Below are 17,862 nucleotides of genomic sequence, written 5' to 3' on the forward strand. Positions count from 1 at the left end.
GCGCCTCGGCGTCGCATTGCGGCGGCAGGGGGCGTCCGGTTGATTCCGCCGCCATGCATCCGCCTGTGCGTTCCTGGACTGCGTGGCTCTTGGCGCTCGTGCTCGCCGTGGCGGGGTGTCAGCCGGAGGGCTCGGGCACGGGGGGCTCGCGTCAGGGCTTTCGGCCTCGGGATTCGGTGGTGGATTTTGGCCGCGTGCTGGAGGGCTCGCAGGCACGCCGTGGCGTCTCGTTGCTGGCCACGGGCCGCGCGGGGGTGACGGTGGTGGCGGCGGTGGATGGGCCCTTCGCCGTGGTGGCGCCGGAGGTGGGTGTTCCCGGCAGCGGCGTGGCCGACGTGGAGGTGGTGTTCACCGCGGGCCATGGCGTGGCGGAGGGCACGCTGGTGCTGGAGGGCGCGGGTGTGACGGAGTCCGTGCGCCTGCTGGGGACGGGCGTGCGGCCGTCGCCGTGCCCGGAGCGACCCTGTTCGACGTTTCACTTCGATGTGGCGTCGGGTGCGTGCGTGGAGACGCCGTTGGAGGAAGGCGCCGCGTGCACGGCGGAGAGCCGCTGTGAGGTGGATGGACGGTGCAATTCCGGGGCGTGTGTTGGCGAGCCTCGGACGTGTGATGACAACAACCCGTGCACGGTGGATGCGTGCTCGCCCACGCGCGGGTGCGTGACGACGCAGGTGGCGTGTCCCGCGCCGCGGAACCCCTGTGAAGTGGGCGTGTGCGACCGGGACAAGGGCTGCACGTCGGTGAACGTGGATGACTTCGTGCCGTGTGGTCCGGTGAGCTGCCAGACGGCGCGGCTGTGTCTGCGGGGCACGTGCCGGGAGATGCCGCCGCCGGAGGGCTTCGTCTGCGCGCCGGCCACGGCCTGTCAGGACGAGGGGCGGTGTCGGGCCGGGGCGTGCGAGCGCCCGGAGCCTGCGGAGTTGGAACCGGCGTTCCGCCAGGTGCTGGAGGGCGCTCCGGTGGCGGAGGACGGTGGCCCGGTAGTCCTCGTGGATGGGGATGCGGTCTTCACGTCGGTGTGTGGTGGGGACGCGGGGTGCCAGTTGGTCGCGTACACGGGCTCGGGGTTGCTGCGGTACGCGTCGGTGTATCCGGATGGTGGCGCGCGGACGTTGATCGCGGCTTCGGACGCGGGCGTGGTGGTGCGCGCGGCGGAGGGGCTGGAGGGCTACGCGCACCGAGGCGCGGGGGAGCGGCTCTGGGAGGCGACCTGGGGGGCGCTCGGCGCAGATGCTGGAACGTGGGCGGGTGGGCCCGGGACGGGGCATGTGGCGCTTACGGAGACGGGTGACGTGCTCGCCTATGTGTCCTGGGGCGCTGCCGTGGCGGACGCGGGCGTTGCGTCGACGGAGTCCGCGCGGCTGGTGTGGCTCGCGGGCCGTGAGGATGCGGGCACCTTGCTGGGCGCATCGCCGGTCGAGGCGTGGAATGGCGAGGCGCGGCTCGCTCTCGGCGCGGACGGCGCGGCCTATGTCTACACGGGGGATGGACGGCTGCGGCGCGTGGAGTCCGTGGATGCTGGCGTGCCGCAACAAATCAGGGGCAGGGTGCTCACGGAGCTGGGAGCGGCGGCGTCAACGCACGAGGCATCTGTCATCGCGTCGGAGCGTGAGCACCTGCGGCCGTGGGCAAGTCGTGAAGCTGCGCGAGAGGGAGTTCGCCCACGAATCGACATGGGGGCGCACGTTGCCTCCGCCATCGCGTTGTCGCGTGAGCACCTGCGGTCGTGGGCAAGTCGTGAAGCTGAGCGAGGGAGAGTGCGCCCACGAAGCGATATGGGGGCGCAAGGGATGTTGGTTGCTCCGTCGGATGCGCGCGCCGCCGAGTCCGTGGGTACACGTGCGCGGGGTGACGCGGAGGCCTTGGGCGCACTAACGGAGACGGAACTTTCGTTGACGTCGCTACTCGATGGCGGTGTGCCGGACGGAGGCGCGGCGTTGGCGGTCGCCAATGGCGTGCTCTTGGTCGGCGGCAGCGCCTTCGTGCATCCCGATGCCGGTGCACTGACGTCCGTGGATTGGACCAGCGGCACCGGTACAAGCGCGCCGCTCATGGAGCCCGCCTTGATGTCGAGTGGCGGGACAACGGCCTATCTCTTCGCACGCGCGTGCGAGCGCACGGACGGCGTGCCCTGTACGGCCGACGAGGAGCGCGTGGTGCTTCGCGCGGTGGAGGCGGGCACGGGACACACGGCCTGGGAGGTAGATGCCCTGCCGGATGAATCACTCCCAGGCACCGTGTACGAGGCGGCGTTGCTACAGGGGAACGTGGTGGGCGTGCTCGCGGACGCGGAGTCATCCGAGGGCCGTCAGTCCTGGCTCCAGTTCTTCTCCCGAGGCGAGCGCGTGGGCATGTGCCCATTGCCAGCGCAGCCTCGCGTCGTGGGCGCGGCGTTCGCGGGAGCGTCCCTCTATGTCGTCCTGGAGCGTGACGGCGCGTGGACGTTGGAGTCGTACGGCCTGGGCCCCGAGATGCGAGTAGATGACCGCGGCTGGCCCCAACGACATGGCGGTCCAGGTGGAGCGCGCCGCGAATCGCCGTGAATCAGCCGCGCGCCTGTACCCTCACGTGCTGGCGCTCGGGTCCACCCAGAGGTCATCGAAGCGCACCTGCGGCGGTGTCTGGTGCAGTCGCAGGGCCTGCACGGCCGGGGTCGCCGCCGCGTGGGCGCGGTCGTGGTACAGCGGGATGAGCGGGCAGTCCTCCTGGAACAGCTTCTCCGCGCGCAAATAGAGCTGTCGCCGCAGCTCCGGGTCGATGGACACGCGCGCCTCGGCCGTGAGCCGGTCCAGCTCCGGGTTCCGGTACCCCATGGGGAACACCGTCTGTGCGCTGGAGTGGAGCAGGAAGTGGAGGAACGTGTCCGGGTCCGGGTAGTCCGCCAGCCAGCGGTTGCGGAAGGCCGGCAGCTTCCCCTCCGTCACCTGCGCTGTGTACTCCTCTCGCGACATCTCCACGTAGCGCAGCTCCAGCAGCCCCGCCTGGAGCAGCGGCCGGAAGAGCACGGCGTCCTCCGCGGAGTGGTCATTCCCCGTAGGCCGGTGCAGCGTCAGCCGCACCCTGCGCAGGCCCACCTCGCGCAGGAGCTGCTCCGCGAGCGCCACGTTCGGCGCGGGCATCGGGCCCATGTCCGCGTCGTCCAGCAGCTCCGGCGGCGTCAGGGAGCGCGCCACACGGGCGCCGGGGTGGAACTGGTTCACCATGGCCTGGACGTCCATGCCGGCCCGAAGCGCACGCCGGACGCGCACGTCGTCGAACGGCGCCTCGCGGTGGTTGAGCACCAGGAACGCGGTGGAGGGCGTGGTGCTGGCGGCCACCTGGAAGGCCTCCAGGCCCGGCAGCTCCACGTGCTCGGTATCGAGGAACGACACCAGGTCCACCGCGCCCTGCCGCAACAGTGACACCGCTTCCTTCCGCGAGCCGCTGAGCACGAACTCCAGCCGGTCCACCATCGTCCCGCTGGTGCGCCAGTAGGAGGGGTTGCGCTCCAGCACCACGCGCTCGGGCTCCAGGGAGAGGAGCCGGAAGGGGCCGGTGCCCACCAGCCGTCCGCTCGCGTCCGTCCGAGCCACCGCCGTGGCGGTGAGCGCCATGAGCTGGAGGAAGAAGGCCTTGGGCTCGCGCAGGCGAATCTCCAGCGTGTGGTCGTCGAGCACCTCCAGGCCGGACACGTCGCGCGCCATGCCGGCGGCGTACTCGGGAGCGCCCTCCACGTCCTCCAAGAGACTCCGGTCGGGAGAGCGGAGCGCCGGGTCCAGCAGCCGCTCCAGGTGCCGTTTCACGTCGGTGGCCGTGAGCAGCGTGCCGTCATGGAAGGTGACGCCCCGGCGCAGGTAGAAGCGGTAGCGGCGCGCGGACGGGTCGGCGTCCCAGCGCTCGGCGAGGTCAGGCTCCAGTCCACCGTCCTGCCGGCGAACGAGCGTGGAGAACACGCACGCGGTGAGCTCGGAGACCTGGTTCTCGACGCTGAAGAGCGGGTCCACCGCCTGCCGGTTTCGCAGCGAGGCCGTCTGATGCAGGCCCACGCGCAGCGTGCCGCCAGGGCGGGGCGTGGGCAGCTTGAAGTGGTACACCTCGGCTTCCAGGCCCTCGGCCTCGTGGGCGAGCTGGTCCACGGTGCGCGTCAGCCCATCGCCAATGCGGATGACCCGGCGCGCGTCCTCGCGCACCTGCGCCACTTCCTCGCGGATGGCGGCGTCGGCCTTGGTGAGCACCACGTTGGCGGAGCGCAGCTCCTCGAGCGCTGCGCTCAAGCGCACCACGGACTCGGACAAGTCGCGGCCCGTGCGCGCCTGGGCCTCGGCCTTCTGCGAGGCGCCCTGGCCCACGCGGGCCATCTCCTGCGTCTGCCGCAGCAGCTCGCGCGCGTGGCCGGACTGCTCGATGGCCATGCGCGTGACGTCCTCCACCCGCAGGGCCACGCGGCGGCTGGCCTCGACGACGGTGGCGCCCTGGGCCTCCAGTCGCTGCGTCTCCGCCACCGTGGCCTCCACGGCGGTGAAGGTGCGCTGGGTGATGGTGCGAATCTCCACCAGGGCCTCGGCGGCGCGGTCGCCCAGCGCGACGCCCGTGGTGGCCTGCTCGCGACCTTCCTGCACCAGCGTCACGGCGGTCTGCACCGCGTCGCGGACGCCCGCGACCATGGCGCCGATTTCGCGCGTGGAGCGCGTGGTGCGCTCGGCCAGGTTGCGAATCTCGTTGGCCACGACGCCGAACGGGCGCCCGTGCACGCCGGCCTGGGCGGCGATGATGGCGGCGTTGAGGGCCAGCAGGTTCGTCTGGTCGGCGATCTCCTGGATGACGTCGACGATGCGCCCGATTTCCGTCGAGCGCGTGCCCAGCATCTCCATCAGCTCGGCGGCCTTCCGGACCGTCTCCTCCACCCGGTACATGCCCTTGACGCTGTCGCCCACCAGCACTTCCCCGCGCTCGGCGGTGGCTGTCACGGCGATGGCCAACTGGTTCGTCTCGTTGGCGCGGCGGCGCACCGAATCGATGCCGCCTTCCACCGCGGCCACGAAGTCCTCGGCCTCGCTGGCGAAGCGGCCCAGCTCGTCGCCGGACGCGGCGATGTTGGCCATGCGCTCGGCCATGGCCTGCATCAGCGACGTGGTGTTGTGCGCGAACGTGTTCACCTGCGCGAGCGAGTCCACCACCTGCTCCAGCCGCTCGGTCATCTCCAGCAGCGCGCCGGTGGTGTCGACGGCGAAGACCTCCAGTTGGTGCACGCGCTTGCCGGCCACCTGAAGGCTGCCGCCCATGCCGCTGACGGCCTCCAACGTGCGCTCCACCGCGCCGCCCTGGCGTCGGGCCGCCTCCAGCAGCATCCGCGCCTGTCCGCTCACGTCCGTACTGGTGCGGTGCAAGTTGGCCGTCACCCGCTGCACCTGCGCCAGGGCGCGCCGCAGGGACAGGATGAGCCGGCGCACGTCCTCGTGGCCCTCGTAGCGGGGGCCCACGGTGGTCGTGAGGTCGCCCTCGGCCAGCCGCGCCATGACGTGACGCCGCAGCCGCCGCCGCTGCGCGGCCCAGCGGAACCACGCGACATAGCCGCCGGTGAGATAGAGCGCGGGCGTGGCGAGCAGCACCACGGCCCAGGTGGTGTTTGGCAGCGGCGCCCCGGACACGGCTCGCAGCAGTCCTCCGAGGAGGAGCGCGGAGACCAGCCCTGCCGCCAGGCCGAACGTGAACAGGTACCGTTTGGCGCCCATGAAGGATGGGAACGCTACTCCGCCTTCTCGCGCCGGTCCTCAAAACGCCGCACACTGGCGCCGTGGCCCCCCTGCTCGCGATGCTGCTCCTGACTCTCCCGGTGAAGTCCGAAAATCCCGGAGGGGCGCAGGGACCCATGGAGGCGTCGACGCGCTACGTCTTTTCCTGGCGCGGCGTGCCAGTGGGCACGGTGACGCTGACGCTGGAGCCCGGCCGTTTCACCTACCTCAGCCAGCACCTGCACACGCGGGCCGGGAAGGCGGGCGAGCGCCGCCGCGAGCAGACCTTGGAGGTGGACGCCCAGGGCCGGGTGCAAGGCTCCCAGGCGGTGCCGCAGGCGCTGTGGCTCTGGCGGGGTGTGCCCCCCGTGGGCTGCGCCGTGGGCCGCGAGGAGCTGACGGGCCGCGAGGGCCCGCACTGCGTCACCACCGTGGAGGACGGCCGTGTGGAGGGCACGCTGCTGGGCACGGCCTTCGTGGCGCGTTACGGCGCCGACGGCCGGATGGCGTCCTTGGACGTCGGGGACTCGCGCTTCACGGTCGCCAGGCCCGGAGAGCGCCTGCGAGCGCCGCCGGAGCTCTTCGCGGACGGGCTCCCCGTGGAGGGCTCGGGTCCGCGCGGGGCGCTGGCGTTGGAGCCGCCTCTTCCGGTGCCCGCACGCCTGGAGGGCATGACGCCGTGGACGGCGGGAGCGGCTCGGGCGCTGTCGGCGGAGGTCCACGCGGCCTTCCCGGAGAAAGGCCCCGGCGGGGCGGACTGGAACGAAGCCGGGGAGGGCGAGGCGGGAGGCTGCCTCGCGCACGCGCTGCGCTTCGCCGCGAAGGCCCGCGCTCGAGGCATCCGCGTGGCGCTGGTGCACGGGCTGCTGGTGGTGGACGGCGGGCCCGCGAGGCCCCACGCCTGGGTGCGCGTGGCGCTGAAGTCCGGTGGGACGCTGGACCTGGACCCCACCTCGCTGGACCCCGTGATTCCGCGCACCCATCTGCCTGTGGCGCTGGCGGACTCCCAGGGGCCGGCGCTGGAGGCGGGGGCTCGGTGGCTGTCACTGCTTCAAGGGGCACACCGGGTGGTGCGCCAGCCTTGAAGCGAGGCGCTACTCGAAGGGGATGATGGACACCTTCGAGCCGGGCTGGATGTCCAGCACCTCCTTGGCGCGCGCGGGCAGGAAGGCCTGGGTGTTCTCGAGGCGGGCCTGGCAGCGCACGGAGCGGAAGCGGTTGCGGCCGGTGTCGCTCTCCACCGCGACGAGCACGTCGTCCCCCTCCATGTCGAAGTCCCCGTCCGCCACCTTGAGCGTGCGGAACTTGCGGACCAGGGAGATGTCGGCGGTGTCGGCCTCGAAGTGGGGGCCGCCGTCGAACGGGTCGATGCGCTCCATGTACTTGAAGCCGATGCGCTCCAGCATGCGCTGCACGCCGCGCGTCTGCGGCCCCACCTCGCCCAGCACCTTCTGCACGCGCGCGGGGAAGAGCGACGCGTAGATGTCCGAGGCGGGGAAGAGCTCCTTGATGAACTCCTTGTTCTGCCGGCTGAGGCGGTCCGCCTCCTGGTAGGTGAGGCCGGTGAACTTCTTGCCGCAGGCCTCCCACAGCAGGCTGCGCCCGTCGGGCATCAGCGGGGGCAGCAGCTCCGCCAGCACGCGGGGGCGGAACAGCCGCCGGTGCATGGCGATGAAGAGGAAGCGCCCATAGGACAACTGCTTGCCGGGCTTGTCCGGCGTGGCGCGGTAGGGCGGGTCCACCACGAGGCCGCCCACTTCCGTGGGGCCTTCGTAGTTGTAGGCGATGGAGAGGACCTTGTGGCGAAGGTGACGGGAGAGGGACGCGGAGTAGTGCTCGCGCTCGCTCACCTCGTAATAGATGTGCGGGGCCTCGAAGGTGCCGTGCTGCGCGATGATCATCGACGTGCCGATGATGAGGCTGTTGCGCACGTCCTCCAGCACGAACAGGTACTCGCGCTCGAAGGGGTTCTTCACCTTGCCCGCGAAGCTCTTCACCGACGTGTCCACGATGGCCGAGAGCGTTTCCTCGTTGTTCGGCAGGTTCACCGTGTTCAGCACGGCCGCGAGCCTTTTGAGCCCGGGCAGGTCGGTCTTCTGGACGTCACGCAGGACAAGCATGGGGACACTCGGGACGCCCCTGTGATGGAGCGCCGGAAAGGGGAGACCATACCCCACACCTGCCGCCAGTCAGCTTGAAGGTTGCCCGGCGTGTTGATGACGCGACGTGTTGCGGACGGCTTGCCAGGACGGCCGGAGTGTGTCAGCCGCACCGCGCGCGTCATGAAACATGGCGTGAAACATTCAAGGGCTTGCATGTCTGGCTGCTCACTTGCCGGGCCAGTGGGAAGCTTTTGCGGGGGGAATGAAGCAGCGAACGCTTTGCTGTACGGTGCGCTGGTCGTTGCATTCCAAACCTTTGCGAGGATGTATTTTGAGAGCCTTTATCCCCGTATGGCTTGTGATGTGGTGCGTCCCAGGGCTCGCCATGGCAGGCGTCGTGTGGCGGGGGGACTTCGAGACGGGTGACCGCTCGCAGTACTCCCGTGCGCAAATGGTCAACGCGAACCGGCTCCAGGTGGTGACGTCACCGGTGGCCGAGGGCAAATACGCGCTGAAGGCGACGGTGCATCAAGGCGACGACCCCATCAACGCCAGCGGGAACCGCAACGAGCTCGTCTACATCAGCAACGAGCCGGTGGGCTCCGAGTACTACTACCGCTGGAAGGTGATGTTCGCGAACGACTTCCCCAGCGTGGACACGTGGCAGCTCTTCACGCAGTGGCACCATGACGGGTGCTGCGGCTCGCCGCCGGTGGAGTTCTACGTGCGGGGCGAGCAGATCCTGCTGTCGCTGCCGGGCACCAGCGAGATTCCCTGGCGCACGAAGCTGACCCGCGGCGTGTGGCACGAGTTCATCCTGCGCGCCAAGTGGTCGTCGGACCCGAAGGTGGGCTTCGTCGAGCTGTGGCACAACCAGGAGAAGGTGCTGCCCAAGCGCGCCGCGATGACGATGTACAAGGGGCAGCGGAACTACCTGAAGCTCGGCCTCTACCGGAGTGACACGGTGAAGCCGGTGGGCGTCGTCTACCACGACGGGTTCATCCAGGCGACGGCGCTGTCGGACGTGCTCGAGCAGAAGCCGGACCCGGTGCCGCCTCCCGTGGACGCGGGGACGCCGGATGCGGGCTCACCAGTGGACGCGGGTTCGCCGGTGGATGCGGGCTCCCCCAGGACGCGGGTTCGCCCGTGGATCCGGACCCCGTGGACTCGGGGGAAGGTTCCGAGGAGCCACAGCCCGAGGCGGACGCGGGGACGCCGCAGGAGGACGCGGGCACGGGCTCCTGGCCGAACGTGCCTCCGCCCGGCGGCATCTCCTCGGATGACAACGCCGCCGCGCAGGCGGGGTGCAGCAGCACCGGTGGTTCAGCGGCGGCGTTCGCGCTGCTGGGGTTGATGGGTCTGGCGGGTTACCGCCGCCGCAGGAGCTGAGCCATGGAGGGCGCGCGGGCTTCGAGTCCGCGCGCCTTCGTGGTGCGGTGTGGGGTGCGAGTCTCGACCTTCGTGTCTTGATGGCTCGCACCCACCCGCGACGTGGGATTGCCAGCGCGGGCCTGCCTGGCTCCGAGACGGCGCGCCGCTCTCGTCTGAGTCAGAGACCCAACGTGGCGCGTCCGCATCCTTCACCGCGCCGAGTCCTTCGCACCGCTGCCTGACGCGTTGATGGCACGCCTGACGTGTCAGCCGTGCCTCGCGTCGGTCCGTTTCGCGCGAGCGGCTGGAGTCATCACCTCACAGGTCATGCCCCGGGCCCGTCGTTCCGAGGGAGGTTCGGTGGGCCTCGGGCTCTGCGTCCCTCGTGGGGTTCGTTCCGCCGCCATTCGGGCCTCGGGGGTTTCTTCTAGGCCTCGCTTTCGCCGCGCGTCGTCGTGGCCCTTGGGCTCGCCGCGAGACCTGGCGACCGGATGAGGCGGGTCCCATCACTCCCGCTGGTTCCATGTGCTGGTGCTGGAATGGATGTGGATTTCGTCTGTGATTGCTGTGGAGTCAGGCGGGATTTGCGTAATGGCTTTCATGTGAGGCCGGAACGGGGGATGTCGGGCCTGACGTGTCAGGCGTCAGGTCCTGTCTTCTGTCTTGGCGTGGCCTTCAGAGGGAGCGAGGGATGGGCAAGTGCTGGCATCTGCATTGCTCTGGTGTTGGTCAGGCGGGATGAACTCCTGGCCGTGAACCCGATGTGAGGGTTCAGCAGTGCCACACCTCAACCACATGAAGGAATGGGTGCTTCCATGGCGAAGATCGTCTACCTGATTGATTCCAGTGCGCTCCCCAAGAAGGGCGGGACTTCCGTTGCCACGGCGGTCGCGGTCGGGCATCCGCCGTTCCTCCTGAACGACAATCCCGAGGGTGCCGACTACAAGGTTCCCGTCAAGAAGGGGGAGAACATCCGCATCTACACGGAGGAGAAGAACCACCTCTCGTCCGTGAAGATCGCGCCCAATGGCATCATCGTGCACACCTTCAACAAGGATGCGCTGACGGTCGCGTACATGAAGGACTCCTCGAAGCGGCCCATCGACATCCCCAACTTCGACATGGATCCGGGCCCGGTGCCGGACTTCGTCGCGTACAGCGATAACGACGCGCAATGGGAGCCGGCGCCGTCCTCCTGGTCGAACTGGGCCACCAACCCGCTCATCGACGAGGACCTCACGGCGAGCATGACGCGCAGCTACATTCCCTACGTCACCTTCAATGCGAGCACGATCGTGAGCGGTGAGCTCGTGTACGGCGTGGTGTTCGGCCTGACGCGGGACGGGGAGAACATCGAGTACTTCTACTTCGACCCGTCCATCGTCATTTCTTGAGCCCGTGGATTGATGGGCTGAGCGCAGGTGCCCGGCGCGCTTGATGGGCGCCCGCTTCGTTCCTCGCTCTGTTGAACGCGCCGTGCAATATCGGTGGTCCAGGGGCGTTGGGCATGTTCCGACAACGCCCCTGGGACCGCCCATGCGAATCCGACTCTTCCTTCCGCTCTGCTCCCTGCTGGCCTGTTCCCACGCGCAACAGGCGAGCGCGCCCGCTGCGGCTCCCGTCACCACGGCGCCGCCCGCGCCAGCAGACCCTGAAGCGCAGTTCCGAGAATCGCTGCAGCGGGCGGGCAGGGCGATGGAGGCCGGGCAGTTCGACTCCGCGCTCGCGGAGATGCAGCGGCTGTGGGACGGCGGTCATCAGTCGGACGATGTGGCCTGGTACGCCGCCTATGCCTCGTTGGGCAAAGGGGACGACGCCGGTGCCTTCACGTGGTTGGAGCGTGCCGTCGAACAGGGGATGAGTTCCCCGGGGGACCTGCTGCACGACAAGTCCCTGGCGCCGCTGCGGCGGATGCCGGGCTTCGACGCGCTGGTGGCGCGGGCGAGGGAGAACGCGCAGAAGGCCCGCGTCGAGGGCAACGTGGGCGCGGGGTTGGAGAAGGTGACACCCGCGGAGGCGGGGCTCTCGGAGCCCGCGCTCGCGGCCTTCGTGAAGGCGGCCGAGGACGCGGGGTCCTCCGCGTTGGTGGTGCTCCGCCACGGCAAGCTGGTGGGGGAGTGGTACTTCGGCGGCGAAACGCAGCGCATCGAGTCCATGTCCGCCACCAAGGGCGTGACGGCGCTGGCCATCGGCCTGCTCATCGACGAGGGCAAGATTCCCTCGCTCGATACGCCTGTGTCCGCCTTCTTCCCCGCGTGGAAGGACGGCATCAAGGGCAAGGTCACCCTGCGGCATCTGCTCAATCACACCTCGGGGCTGGCGGCGAACGCCCACGCGATGGACATCTACGAGTCGCGGGACTTCGTCCGCTACGCGCTCGACAGCCACGTGGTGGACGTCCCGGGCAGCCGGTTCTTCTACAACAACAAGGCCACCAACCTGCTGGCGGGCGTGGTGGAGCGCGCGTCGGGCGAGAAGATGGACGCGTACCTGATGCGCCGCCTCTTCGAGCCGCTCGGCATCCGAGACGTGTTCTGGCAGAAGGACCCTTCCGGCAATCCGCTGGGCATGTCCGGGTTGCGGCTGCACCCCGTGGACTTCGCCAAGGTGGGGCAGTTGATGCTCCAGAGGGGCGTCTGGAACGGGCAGCGCATCCTGAGCGAGGCGTGGATTCGCGAGTGCACAGTGGCGCCGTCCCAGGACCACAACCCGACCGCGGGGCTGCTCTGGTGGCTCGTCTATGAGAAGTCGTTCCGGGTGCTCGGCCAGGACATGGTGAATGAGGCTCGCCGCAACGGCATGTCGGAGTCGTCGCTGTCGCGCCTGAAGGATTTGGTGGGGAAGCCGCTTCCCTCGGATGCCTTCGCGAAGACCCTCACGGAACGGCTGGGCGGCGAGAATGGCGTTCGGGAGCTGATGGAGAAGACCGCCCGGGTTCCGCTGCTCACTCATGTGGAAGGGGCGCCGAAGGCGTACTCCGCGCGAGGCTCGTTCGGGCAGTTGCTGCTGGTCGCGCCCGCGCAGGACCTGGTCGTCGTGCGCATGGCCGTCCCGGATGGGCGTGTGCCTCCCGAGGTCATGGGGTTCCCCGGCTTCGATGCCCTGGCCCTGTCGCTGGTGGCGGCTCCCTGACCCGTCCGGTGCCCGAGGGGGGGCCGCCGCCTGTGTGCTCGCAGGGCGGGGGCTGTGGCATAAATCACGTCCAGCATGCAGCCACCTCGCCGCGTTTCGCTCGTCATGAGCTACCAGTACCCGGGCAAGTACGCCTTCACCGTGCTGGCGGGCGCGGTGGAGTCGGACCCGGCGCTGTCGGATGTGACGCTCCACTTTCCTCGCAGCCGCGAGACGCTCCTGGACACCGTGCGAGAACGCGCGGATGCCGGAGACACGGTGGTGGCCGCGTGGTCCTTCTATTCGGCCAGCTTCGCGCCCGCGGTGGCGGAGTTGGCGTGGGTGCGTGAGCGCCTGGAGGGCCGGGAGGTGCTGTGCATCGCCGGTGGGGTGCATGCGACGGCGGAGACGCTCCAGACGCTCCAGGCGGGCTTCGACCTGGTGGCGGTGGGCGAGGGTGAGTACTCGCTGCGGGCGCTGCTGGGCCGCGTGCTGCGAGGCGAGGAGCCGCGGGACACGCACGGCGTCGCGTATCTGAAGGATGGGAAGATGGTGCAGCACGGCCGGGGTGAGGGCGTGCAACTCGACGACTTCCCGCCGTTCGCCGCGCGCAACGCGCAGTACGGCGCCATCGAAATCACGCGAGGCTGCATCTACGCGTGCCGCTTCTGCCAGACGCCATTCATGAGCAAGGCGCGGTTCCGGCATCGCTCCGTGGCGAACGTGGCGCACTGGGCGCGCGAGCTGCGGCGCTCGGGCCGGCGTGACATCCGCTTCATCACGCCCACGTCCATGTCCTACGGGACGGCGGATGAATCGGTGAACCTGGAGGCGGTGGAGGCGCTGCTCGCGGCGGTAAAGGAGGCGATGGCGCCGGACGGGCGCGTCTACTACGGCACCTTCCCATCGGAGGTCCGGCCCGAGCACGTGACGCCGGAGGCGCTGGCGCTGCTCAAGCGCTACGTCCACAACGACAACCTCATCATCGGCGGGCAATCCGGCTCCGAGCGCATCCTCCAGAGCACGCGTCGGGGGCACGACGTGGAGACGGTGGTGCGCGCCACGCGCATCGCGGTGGAGTGCGGCTTCGTGCCGAACGTGGACTTCATCCTGGGACTCCCGGGCGAGGAGCCCGCGGACGTGGATGCGACGGTGGCGCTGATGGAGAAGCTGGCGGCGCTGGGCGCGCGCGTGCACGGGCACACCTTCATGCCACTGCCGGGCACGCCCTTCCGCGATGCACCGCCGGGTTCGGTGGATGAAGAGACACAGCGCAAGCTGGACCGGTTGGCTTCACAGGGCCGCCTGTATGGACATTGGAAGCAGCAGGTCACCCTGGCGGAAGGCATTGCCTCACGTCGCCGTCCCCGTGCGGGGTAAAGGCAGGGGCAGCGCGGCGCGGAAAAGACAGACCTGAAGCCTAGGCTTCAGGGGATGCGAATCTGTCTGTCCCGAGGGCTTTCGGTGCTCGCAGTGCTTTGGCTGGGGTGCGCCACCTCGGTCAAGCCGCCCATGCAGCAGGTCTGGGACGAGGCGGAGCTGGAGTGCTCGACTCCGCACGAGGACCAGTGTGTCTCCCTTCTGTGTCTGGAGGACGCGTGCGGTTTCTACCCCTGCGCGGACTCGCCCGGAGAGGTGGAGCTGGCGCGCTTTCCTCCCGCGCGACCTCCGGCGGCCGCTGCGGCTCCGGGCCGAGGTCCCCGGCGGAACTGGGGCGGCGGTCAGCAGCTTCCTCGGGGCGCGGTCATGGTGTTTCCCCACTGGGGTGGGGCGCCCGAGCGACTCATTCCGCCGTCACATCGGCTGCCGCCTGGACGTTGGGAGAAGCATCACATCTTCCCCCAGGCACAGGACCTCGCCGCCTGGTTCGTGCAGCAGGGCGTCAAGATTCACAACTACACCATGCCGATACCGAGAGAACTCCACCAAAGGATTCACCAGGGAGGCAACCGCGGTGGCGCGTGGAATCAAGCGTGGCGCGAGTTCAGGACCCGCAACCCGGGTGCATTGCCCGAAGAGATCTTCAAGCACGCAGGGGAACTCATTTACCGCTTCCAGCTCATGGGTGGACCGATCCGACCCTATTATTCTCGGCCTGGAACGTGAGGATGCATGCCCCGCTACTTCTGGCTCTTGGAGGATTGGACGGCGTTGGCCGCTTACAAAGGGGACTTCAATGCCGCGCACAAATGGGGCCTGCCTGGGTTGGCGAAGTGCCCCGGCTGCGGCGCAACCTGGGCCTCTACCGGTCATAACTACCCCGCGGTCGATTTGTCCGCGTTGCCAGAGCAGCACGAGTTCCTGAAGGCCCGGCCCGAGCCATTCGCCGAGTTCATGCGCCTTCAGGCGTTGGTTCGCCCGCTGGCCCCTCCTGGCGTCGCCCTCCCTCCGGGGACGTTGTTTGGCCCATTGGTGGGGACCGCGCGGGGCGATCTCGGGCCGCTGACGTGGCAGGGCAGTTATCTGCTGTTGCTTCGCCGGGACGCCTTCGAGGCGCTCCAAGCCGAAGGCGTCCTAGACCCCGCGAGCCGGAAGGCGGAGCTGCGCTTCCGCCAGAAGGCAGCGCCCGAATACCTGGAACCGCAAGTCGAGCTGCGTGGTCAACTTCACTCGGACTGCTACCCGCCGGATCAACGGCCCCCTTGCACCACTTGTGGCCGGTTTGGAATGACACTGCCCGACGACCCCATCCTCGACGCGGCCTCGCTGCCCACGGACCGGGACCTCTTCCGCGTGGGCAACTTCGCGACCGTGCTCATCGGCACCGAGCGCTTCAAGGACGCAGTGCAGCGCCTGGGCCTGGAAGGCATCGCCTTCCGCGAGATTCCCACCCGGTGACGCGGGTGCCTTCACTTCAGTGTTAGCTGCAGGGCGGAACGGAAAAGACAGACCTGAAGCCTAGGCTTCACGGAATGCGAATCAGTCTGCTCCGATGGCTTCCGGTGCTGGCGGTGCTTTGTCTGGGGTGTGCCACCTCGGTCAGGCCGTCCATGCAGCAGGCCTGGGACGAAGCGGAGTTGGAGTGCGCGGCTCCGCACGAGGACCAGTGCGTCTCAATGCTGTGTCTGGGAGACGCGTGTGGCTTCTACCCCTGCGCGGACTCGCCCGGAGAGGTGGAACTAGCGCGCTTCCCTCCCGCGCGGCCTCCGGCGGCCGCTGCGGCTCCGGGCAGAGGTCCCCGGCGGAACTGGGGCGCTGGACAGCAGCTTCCTCGGGGCGCGGTCATGGTGTTTCCCCACTGGGGTGGGGCGCCCGAGCGACTCATTCCGCCGTCACATCGGCTGCCGCCTGGACGCTGGGAGAAGCATCACATCTTTCCCCAGGCCCCCGAGCTTGCTGGATGGTTCACGCAGCAGGGCGTCAAGATTCACGACTACACCATGCCGATTCCTCTCGAACTCCATCGGCGCATTCATGGTGGGGCAGGCGCTGGCGGCGCTTGGAATGAAGCGTGGCGTGCGTACATGCGGCGAAACAGCGGGGCGACCCCTGAAGAGATTTTCAAGCACGCGGGGGAGCTGATCTACCGCTTCCAACTGATAGGCGGGCCGATTCGCCCGTACTATTCCAGGCCAGGAACATGACCCTTCGCCTGTTTGAACTCTCCCAGGACAGCACGATGTGGCCCCGAATCAACGGGAGCTTCAACGCCGCGCACAAGTGGTCGCTGCCTGGGTTGGCGGGCTGCCCTGGCTGTGGGGTGACCTGGGCCTCCTCGGGTCATCAGTATCCCGCGGTCGATCTGTCGACGCTGCCTCAGCAGGGCGAGTTCCTGGAGGCCCGGCCCGAGCCGTTCGAGGCGTTCGCGAGGCTGCGTGAACTCGTCCGCCCTCTGGCCCCACCTGGAGCGCTGCTGCCACCAGGGACATCGTTCGGCCCTCTGGTAGGAACCGCCTCGGGGCGATTCGCCGCTTTCGAATCGCAGGGGAGCATGCTGCTCGTCGTCCGCCGGGAGGCGTTGGAGCAACTCGTGACGGAGGGCGTGCGCGGCCTCGTGGGGTGCAAGACGGAGCTTCGCTTTCGGCAGAAGGACCCGCCGGAGCTCCTGGAGCTGCAACTCGAGCCCCGAGGCCAACTTCACCCGGACTGCTACAAGCCGGATACGCCGCCTCCCTGCACCACCTGTGGCCGCTTCAAACTCACGCTGCCCGACGACCCCATCCTCGACGCGGCCTCGCTGCCCACGGACCGGGACCTCTTCCGCGTGGGCAACTTCGCGACCGTGCTCGTTGGCACCGAGCGCTTCAAGGACGCCGTGAAGCGTCTGGGCCTGGAAGGCATCACCTTCCGCGAACTCCCCACCCGGTGACGCGGGCGCCTTCACTTCCACGGGCCTCCGCCGACCGAGACGCTTAGGATGGGAGCGCGATGTCCTCCGACGATCAGTCACCTCCCTACTGGCTCCTCATCTCCGTCCTCTTCAGCAACCAGCCGCTGTCGCCCTCGCTGGCGATGACGCTGCACCAGGCGGCCTACGAACTCCACGCACGGGGTGACGGCGCCAAGCAGGTGGCCGGGGACATGATGAGCGGCCGCGTGGTGAACCTCCGCAAGGAGGTCTCCTTCGGCGGCATCTCCGGGCCCGCGTTCGAGGCCGAAATCGAGACCGAGCGTGGCTCCGGCGCCGTCCGCTTCGTGCTCACCCGCCAGGGCCTGGAGATGATGAAGCAGCAACCCGCCGAGCCGCCGCGGCCCAAGTACCTCAACTGAGGCACCCACCGCCCGCCTGCCCGTCCGCCCTCTGCGCGCGAGCGGCCGCCGTCGCCACCTTGGAGGGCATGGACCCCAAGGACTACCTCAAGCGCGGCGCGGGCATCCCGCTGGACCCCAAGAAGCAGAAGGACCCGGAGGAGGACGGCGACAACGTTCCCGCGGAGGGGCGCGCCGAGTTCCTCAATGACGTCGGGGAGCAGAACGGCGGTCAACGCACGGACGTCGACCTGCCGTGGAGGAAAGGCCCCGAATTGCAGCGGGGCCAACGTGACGCCTACAACGCGGAAAGCGACAAGAAGAAGGGCTGACGCCCCGCGCGATTACTCGCGCTCCATGTCCACCTTCATCTTGTTGCCCATGTGGATGATGGAGTTCGACAGCGTCGCGGCGGACATCTCCGCCAGCTCCATGAGGACCTGCTCCTGCTGCGCCTGCTCGGAGCCGGCGGGGGCCTGGGACACCGGGCCCCGCGAGCCGTCCTCGGAGATGGGCCCACGGCCCACGGCGGAGAGGTAGGAGTTCAACATCCCGTTGTTCGGCGAGCTGCCCACCGACGCCAGCGCCGAGGCGACCACCGCGCCCCCCGACACCATCGTCGGGTCTCCAGGCCGGTTGGCCGGGGCCATCGGGTTCACCAGCGAGCCAAAGCTCGTGCTGGCCGCGCGGCTCTGCGCCTGCGTGGCGGCGGGCTGAATCATGGGGCCGTTGAAGGAGTTGATGCGGGTCATGGCGCCTCCGTCTCGGCCCGGGACGCGCACCACGCACGTGTCGGACCTCTCGAACCCCATTATCGCCCAGCGGCCCCGCGAAGTTGCGCGGAAGGCCCAAAACGCCCGAAAGCCGCGGACTTACGG

Annotated in this window: 15 protein-coding genes and 1 pseudogene; 13 read left to right on the forward strand and 3 right to left on the reverse strand. The window is 69.1% G+C overall.

What is annotated here, in order from left to right; all coding sequences use genetic code 11:
• Positions 1 to 98: 98 nt before the first annotated feature.
• Complete coding sequence (locus A176_RS39270) at positions 99 to 2,543, forward strand: hypothetical protein (RefSeq protein ID WP_226994367.1); 2,445 nt, start codon at positions 99 to 101, stop codon at positions 2,541 to 2,543.
• Between the two features lie 21 nt (positions 2,544 to 2,564).
• Here A176_RS39270 and A176_RS02100 read toward each other — a convergent pair whose 3' ends face one another.
• Positions 2,565 to 5,711: an ABC transporter substrate-binding protein gene (locus A176_RS02100; RefSeq protein WP_002637030.1), complete on the reverse strand. Its 3,147-nt coding sequence runs from the start codon at positions 5,709 to 5,711 to the stop codon at positions 2,565 to 2,567.
• Positions 5,712 to 5,773: 62 nt separating this feature from the next.
• Between A176_RS02100 and A176_RS02105 the strand changes: the two genes are divergently transcribed.
• Positions 5,774 to 6,796 carry a lasso peptide biosynthesis protein gene (locus A176_RS02105; protein WP_044889857.1) on the forward strand — a complete coding sequence of 341 codons (1,023 nt, stop codon included), beginning with the start codon at positions 5,774 to 5,776 and terminating at the stop codon, positions 6,794 to 6,796.
• Positions 6,797 to 6,805: 9 nt separating this feature from the next.
• On the opposite strand, the gene A176_RS02110 is transcribed toward A176_RS02105, so the two are convergent.
• Entirely contained in the window at positions 6,806 to 7,831 is a 1,026-nt protein-coding gene (locus A176_RS02110) for an arginine N-succinyltransferase (RefSeq protein ID WP_002637028.1), read from the reverse strand.
• Between the two features lie 433 nt (positions 7,832 to 8,264).
• On the opposite strand from A176_RS02110, the pseudogene A176_RS41115 reads away from it, so the two are divergent.
• From A176_RS41115 to A176_RS02155, 11 genes and pseudogenes are all read left to right on the forward strand, one after another.
• A pseudogene (locus tag A176_RS41115) lies at positions 8,265 to 8,750 on the forward strand (polysaccharide lyase family 20 protein); the annotation flags it as partial.
• Positions 8,751 to 9,064: 314 nt separating this feature from the next.
• Positions 9,065 to 9,202, forward strand: coding sequence for an MYXO-CTERM sorting domain-containing protein (locus A176_RS41120; protein ID WP_420811425.1), 138 nt, complete (start codon positions 9,065 to 9,067; stop codon positions 9,200 to 9,202).
• A 797-nt stretch (positions 9,203 to 9,999) separates the two neighbouring features.
• Positions 10,000 to 10,578, forward strand: a complete 579-nt coding sequence (locus A176_RS02120) for a hypothetical protein (RefSeq protein WP_002637025.1) — start codon at positions 10,000 to 10,002, stop codon at positions 10,576 to 10,578.
• Positions 10,579 to 10,720: 142 nt separating this feature from the next.
• Positions 10,721 to 12,316: a serine hydrolase domain-containing protein gene (locus A176_RS02125; RefSeq protein ID WP_044889777.1), complete on the forward strand. Its 1,596-nt coding sequence runs from the start codon at positions 10,721 to 10,723 to the stop codon at positions 12,314 to 12,316.
• A 75-nt stretch (positions 12,317 to 12,391) separates the two neighbouring features.
• A complete protein-coding gene (locus tag A176_RS02130) occupies positions 12,392 to 13,675 on the forward strand; it encodes a TIGR04013 family B12-binding domain/radical SAM domain-containing protein (protein WP_002637022.1) in 1,284 nt (427 codons plus the stop codon).
• A 54-nt stretch (positions 13,676 to 13,729) separates the two neighbouring features.
• Positions 13,730 to 14,401, forward strand: a complete 672-nt coding sequence (gene sitA6, locus A176_RS02135) for a SitA6 family polymorphic toxin lipoprotein (protein ID WP_044889776.1) — start codon at positions 13,730 to 13,732, stop codon at positions 14,399 to 14,401.
• A 6-nt stretch (positions 14,402 to 14,407) separates the two neighbouring features.
• Positions 14,408 to 15,133: a SitI6 family double-CXXCG motif immunity protein gene (sitI6, locus tag A176_RS02140; protein WP_002637021.1), complete on the forward strand. Its 726-nt coding sequence runs from the start codon at positions 14,408 to 14,410 to the stop codon at positions 15,131 to 15,133.
• Positions 15,134 to 15,207: 74 nt separating this feature from the next.
• On the forward strand, positions 15,208 to 15,879 hold the full coding sequence (gene sitA6, locus A176_RS37750; RefSeq protein WP_082282667.1) for a SitA6 family polymorphic toxin lipoprotein: 672 nt from the start codon (positions 15,208 to 15,210) through the stop codon (positions 15,877 to 15,879).
• Positions 15,876 to 16,604: a SitI6 family double-CXXCG motif immunity protein gene (gene sitI6, locus A176_RS02145; protein ID WP_044889775.1), complete on the forward strand. Its 729-nt coding sequence runs from the start codon at positions 15,876 to 15,878 to the stop codon at positions 16,602 to 16,604. The genes sitA6 (A176_RS37750) and sitI6 (A176_RS02145) overlap by 4 nt, the downstream gene beginning before the upstream one ends.
• Before the next feature lie 59 nt (positions 16,605 to 16,663).
• Complete coding sequence (locus tag A176_RS02150) at positions 16,664 to 17,005, forward strand: hypothetical protein (RefSeq protein WP_002637019.1); 342 nt, start codon at positions 16,664 to 16,666, stop codon at positions 17,003 to 17,005.
• A gap of 68 nt (positions 17,006 to 17,073) precedes the next feature.
• A complete protein-coding gene (locus tag A176_RS02155) occupies positions 17,074 to 17,316 on the forward strand; it encodes a hypothetical protein (RefSeq protein ID WP_002637018.1) in 243 nt (80 codons plus the stop codon).
• A gap of 12 nt (positions 17,317 to 17,328) precedes the next feature.
• On the opposite strand, the gene A176_RS02160 is transcribed toward A176_RS02155, so the two are convergent.
• Positions 17,329 to 17,736 carry a hypothetical protein gene (locus A176_RS02160; RefSeq protein ID WP_002637017.1) on the reverse strand — a complete coding sequence of 136 codons (408 nt, stop codon included), beginning with the start codon at positions 17,734 to 17,736 and terminating at the stop codon, positions 17,329 to 17,331.
• Positions 17,737 to 17,862: the final 126 nt, after the last annotated feature.

The sequence above is a fragment of the Myxococcus hansupus genome, from assembly GCF_000280925.3.
Lineage (GTDB): Bacteria > Myxococcota > Myxococcia > Myxococcales > Myxococcaceae > Myxococcus > Myxococcus hansupus.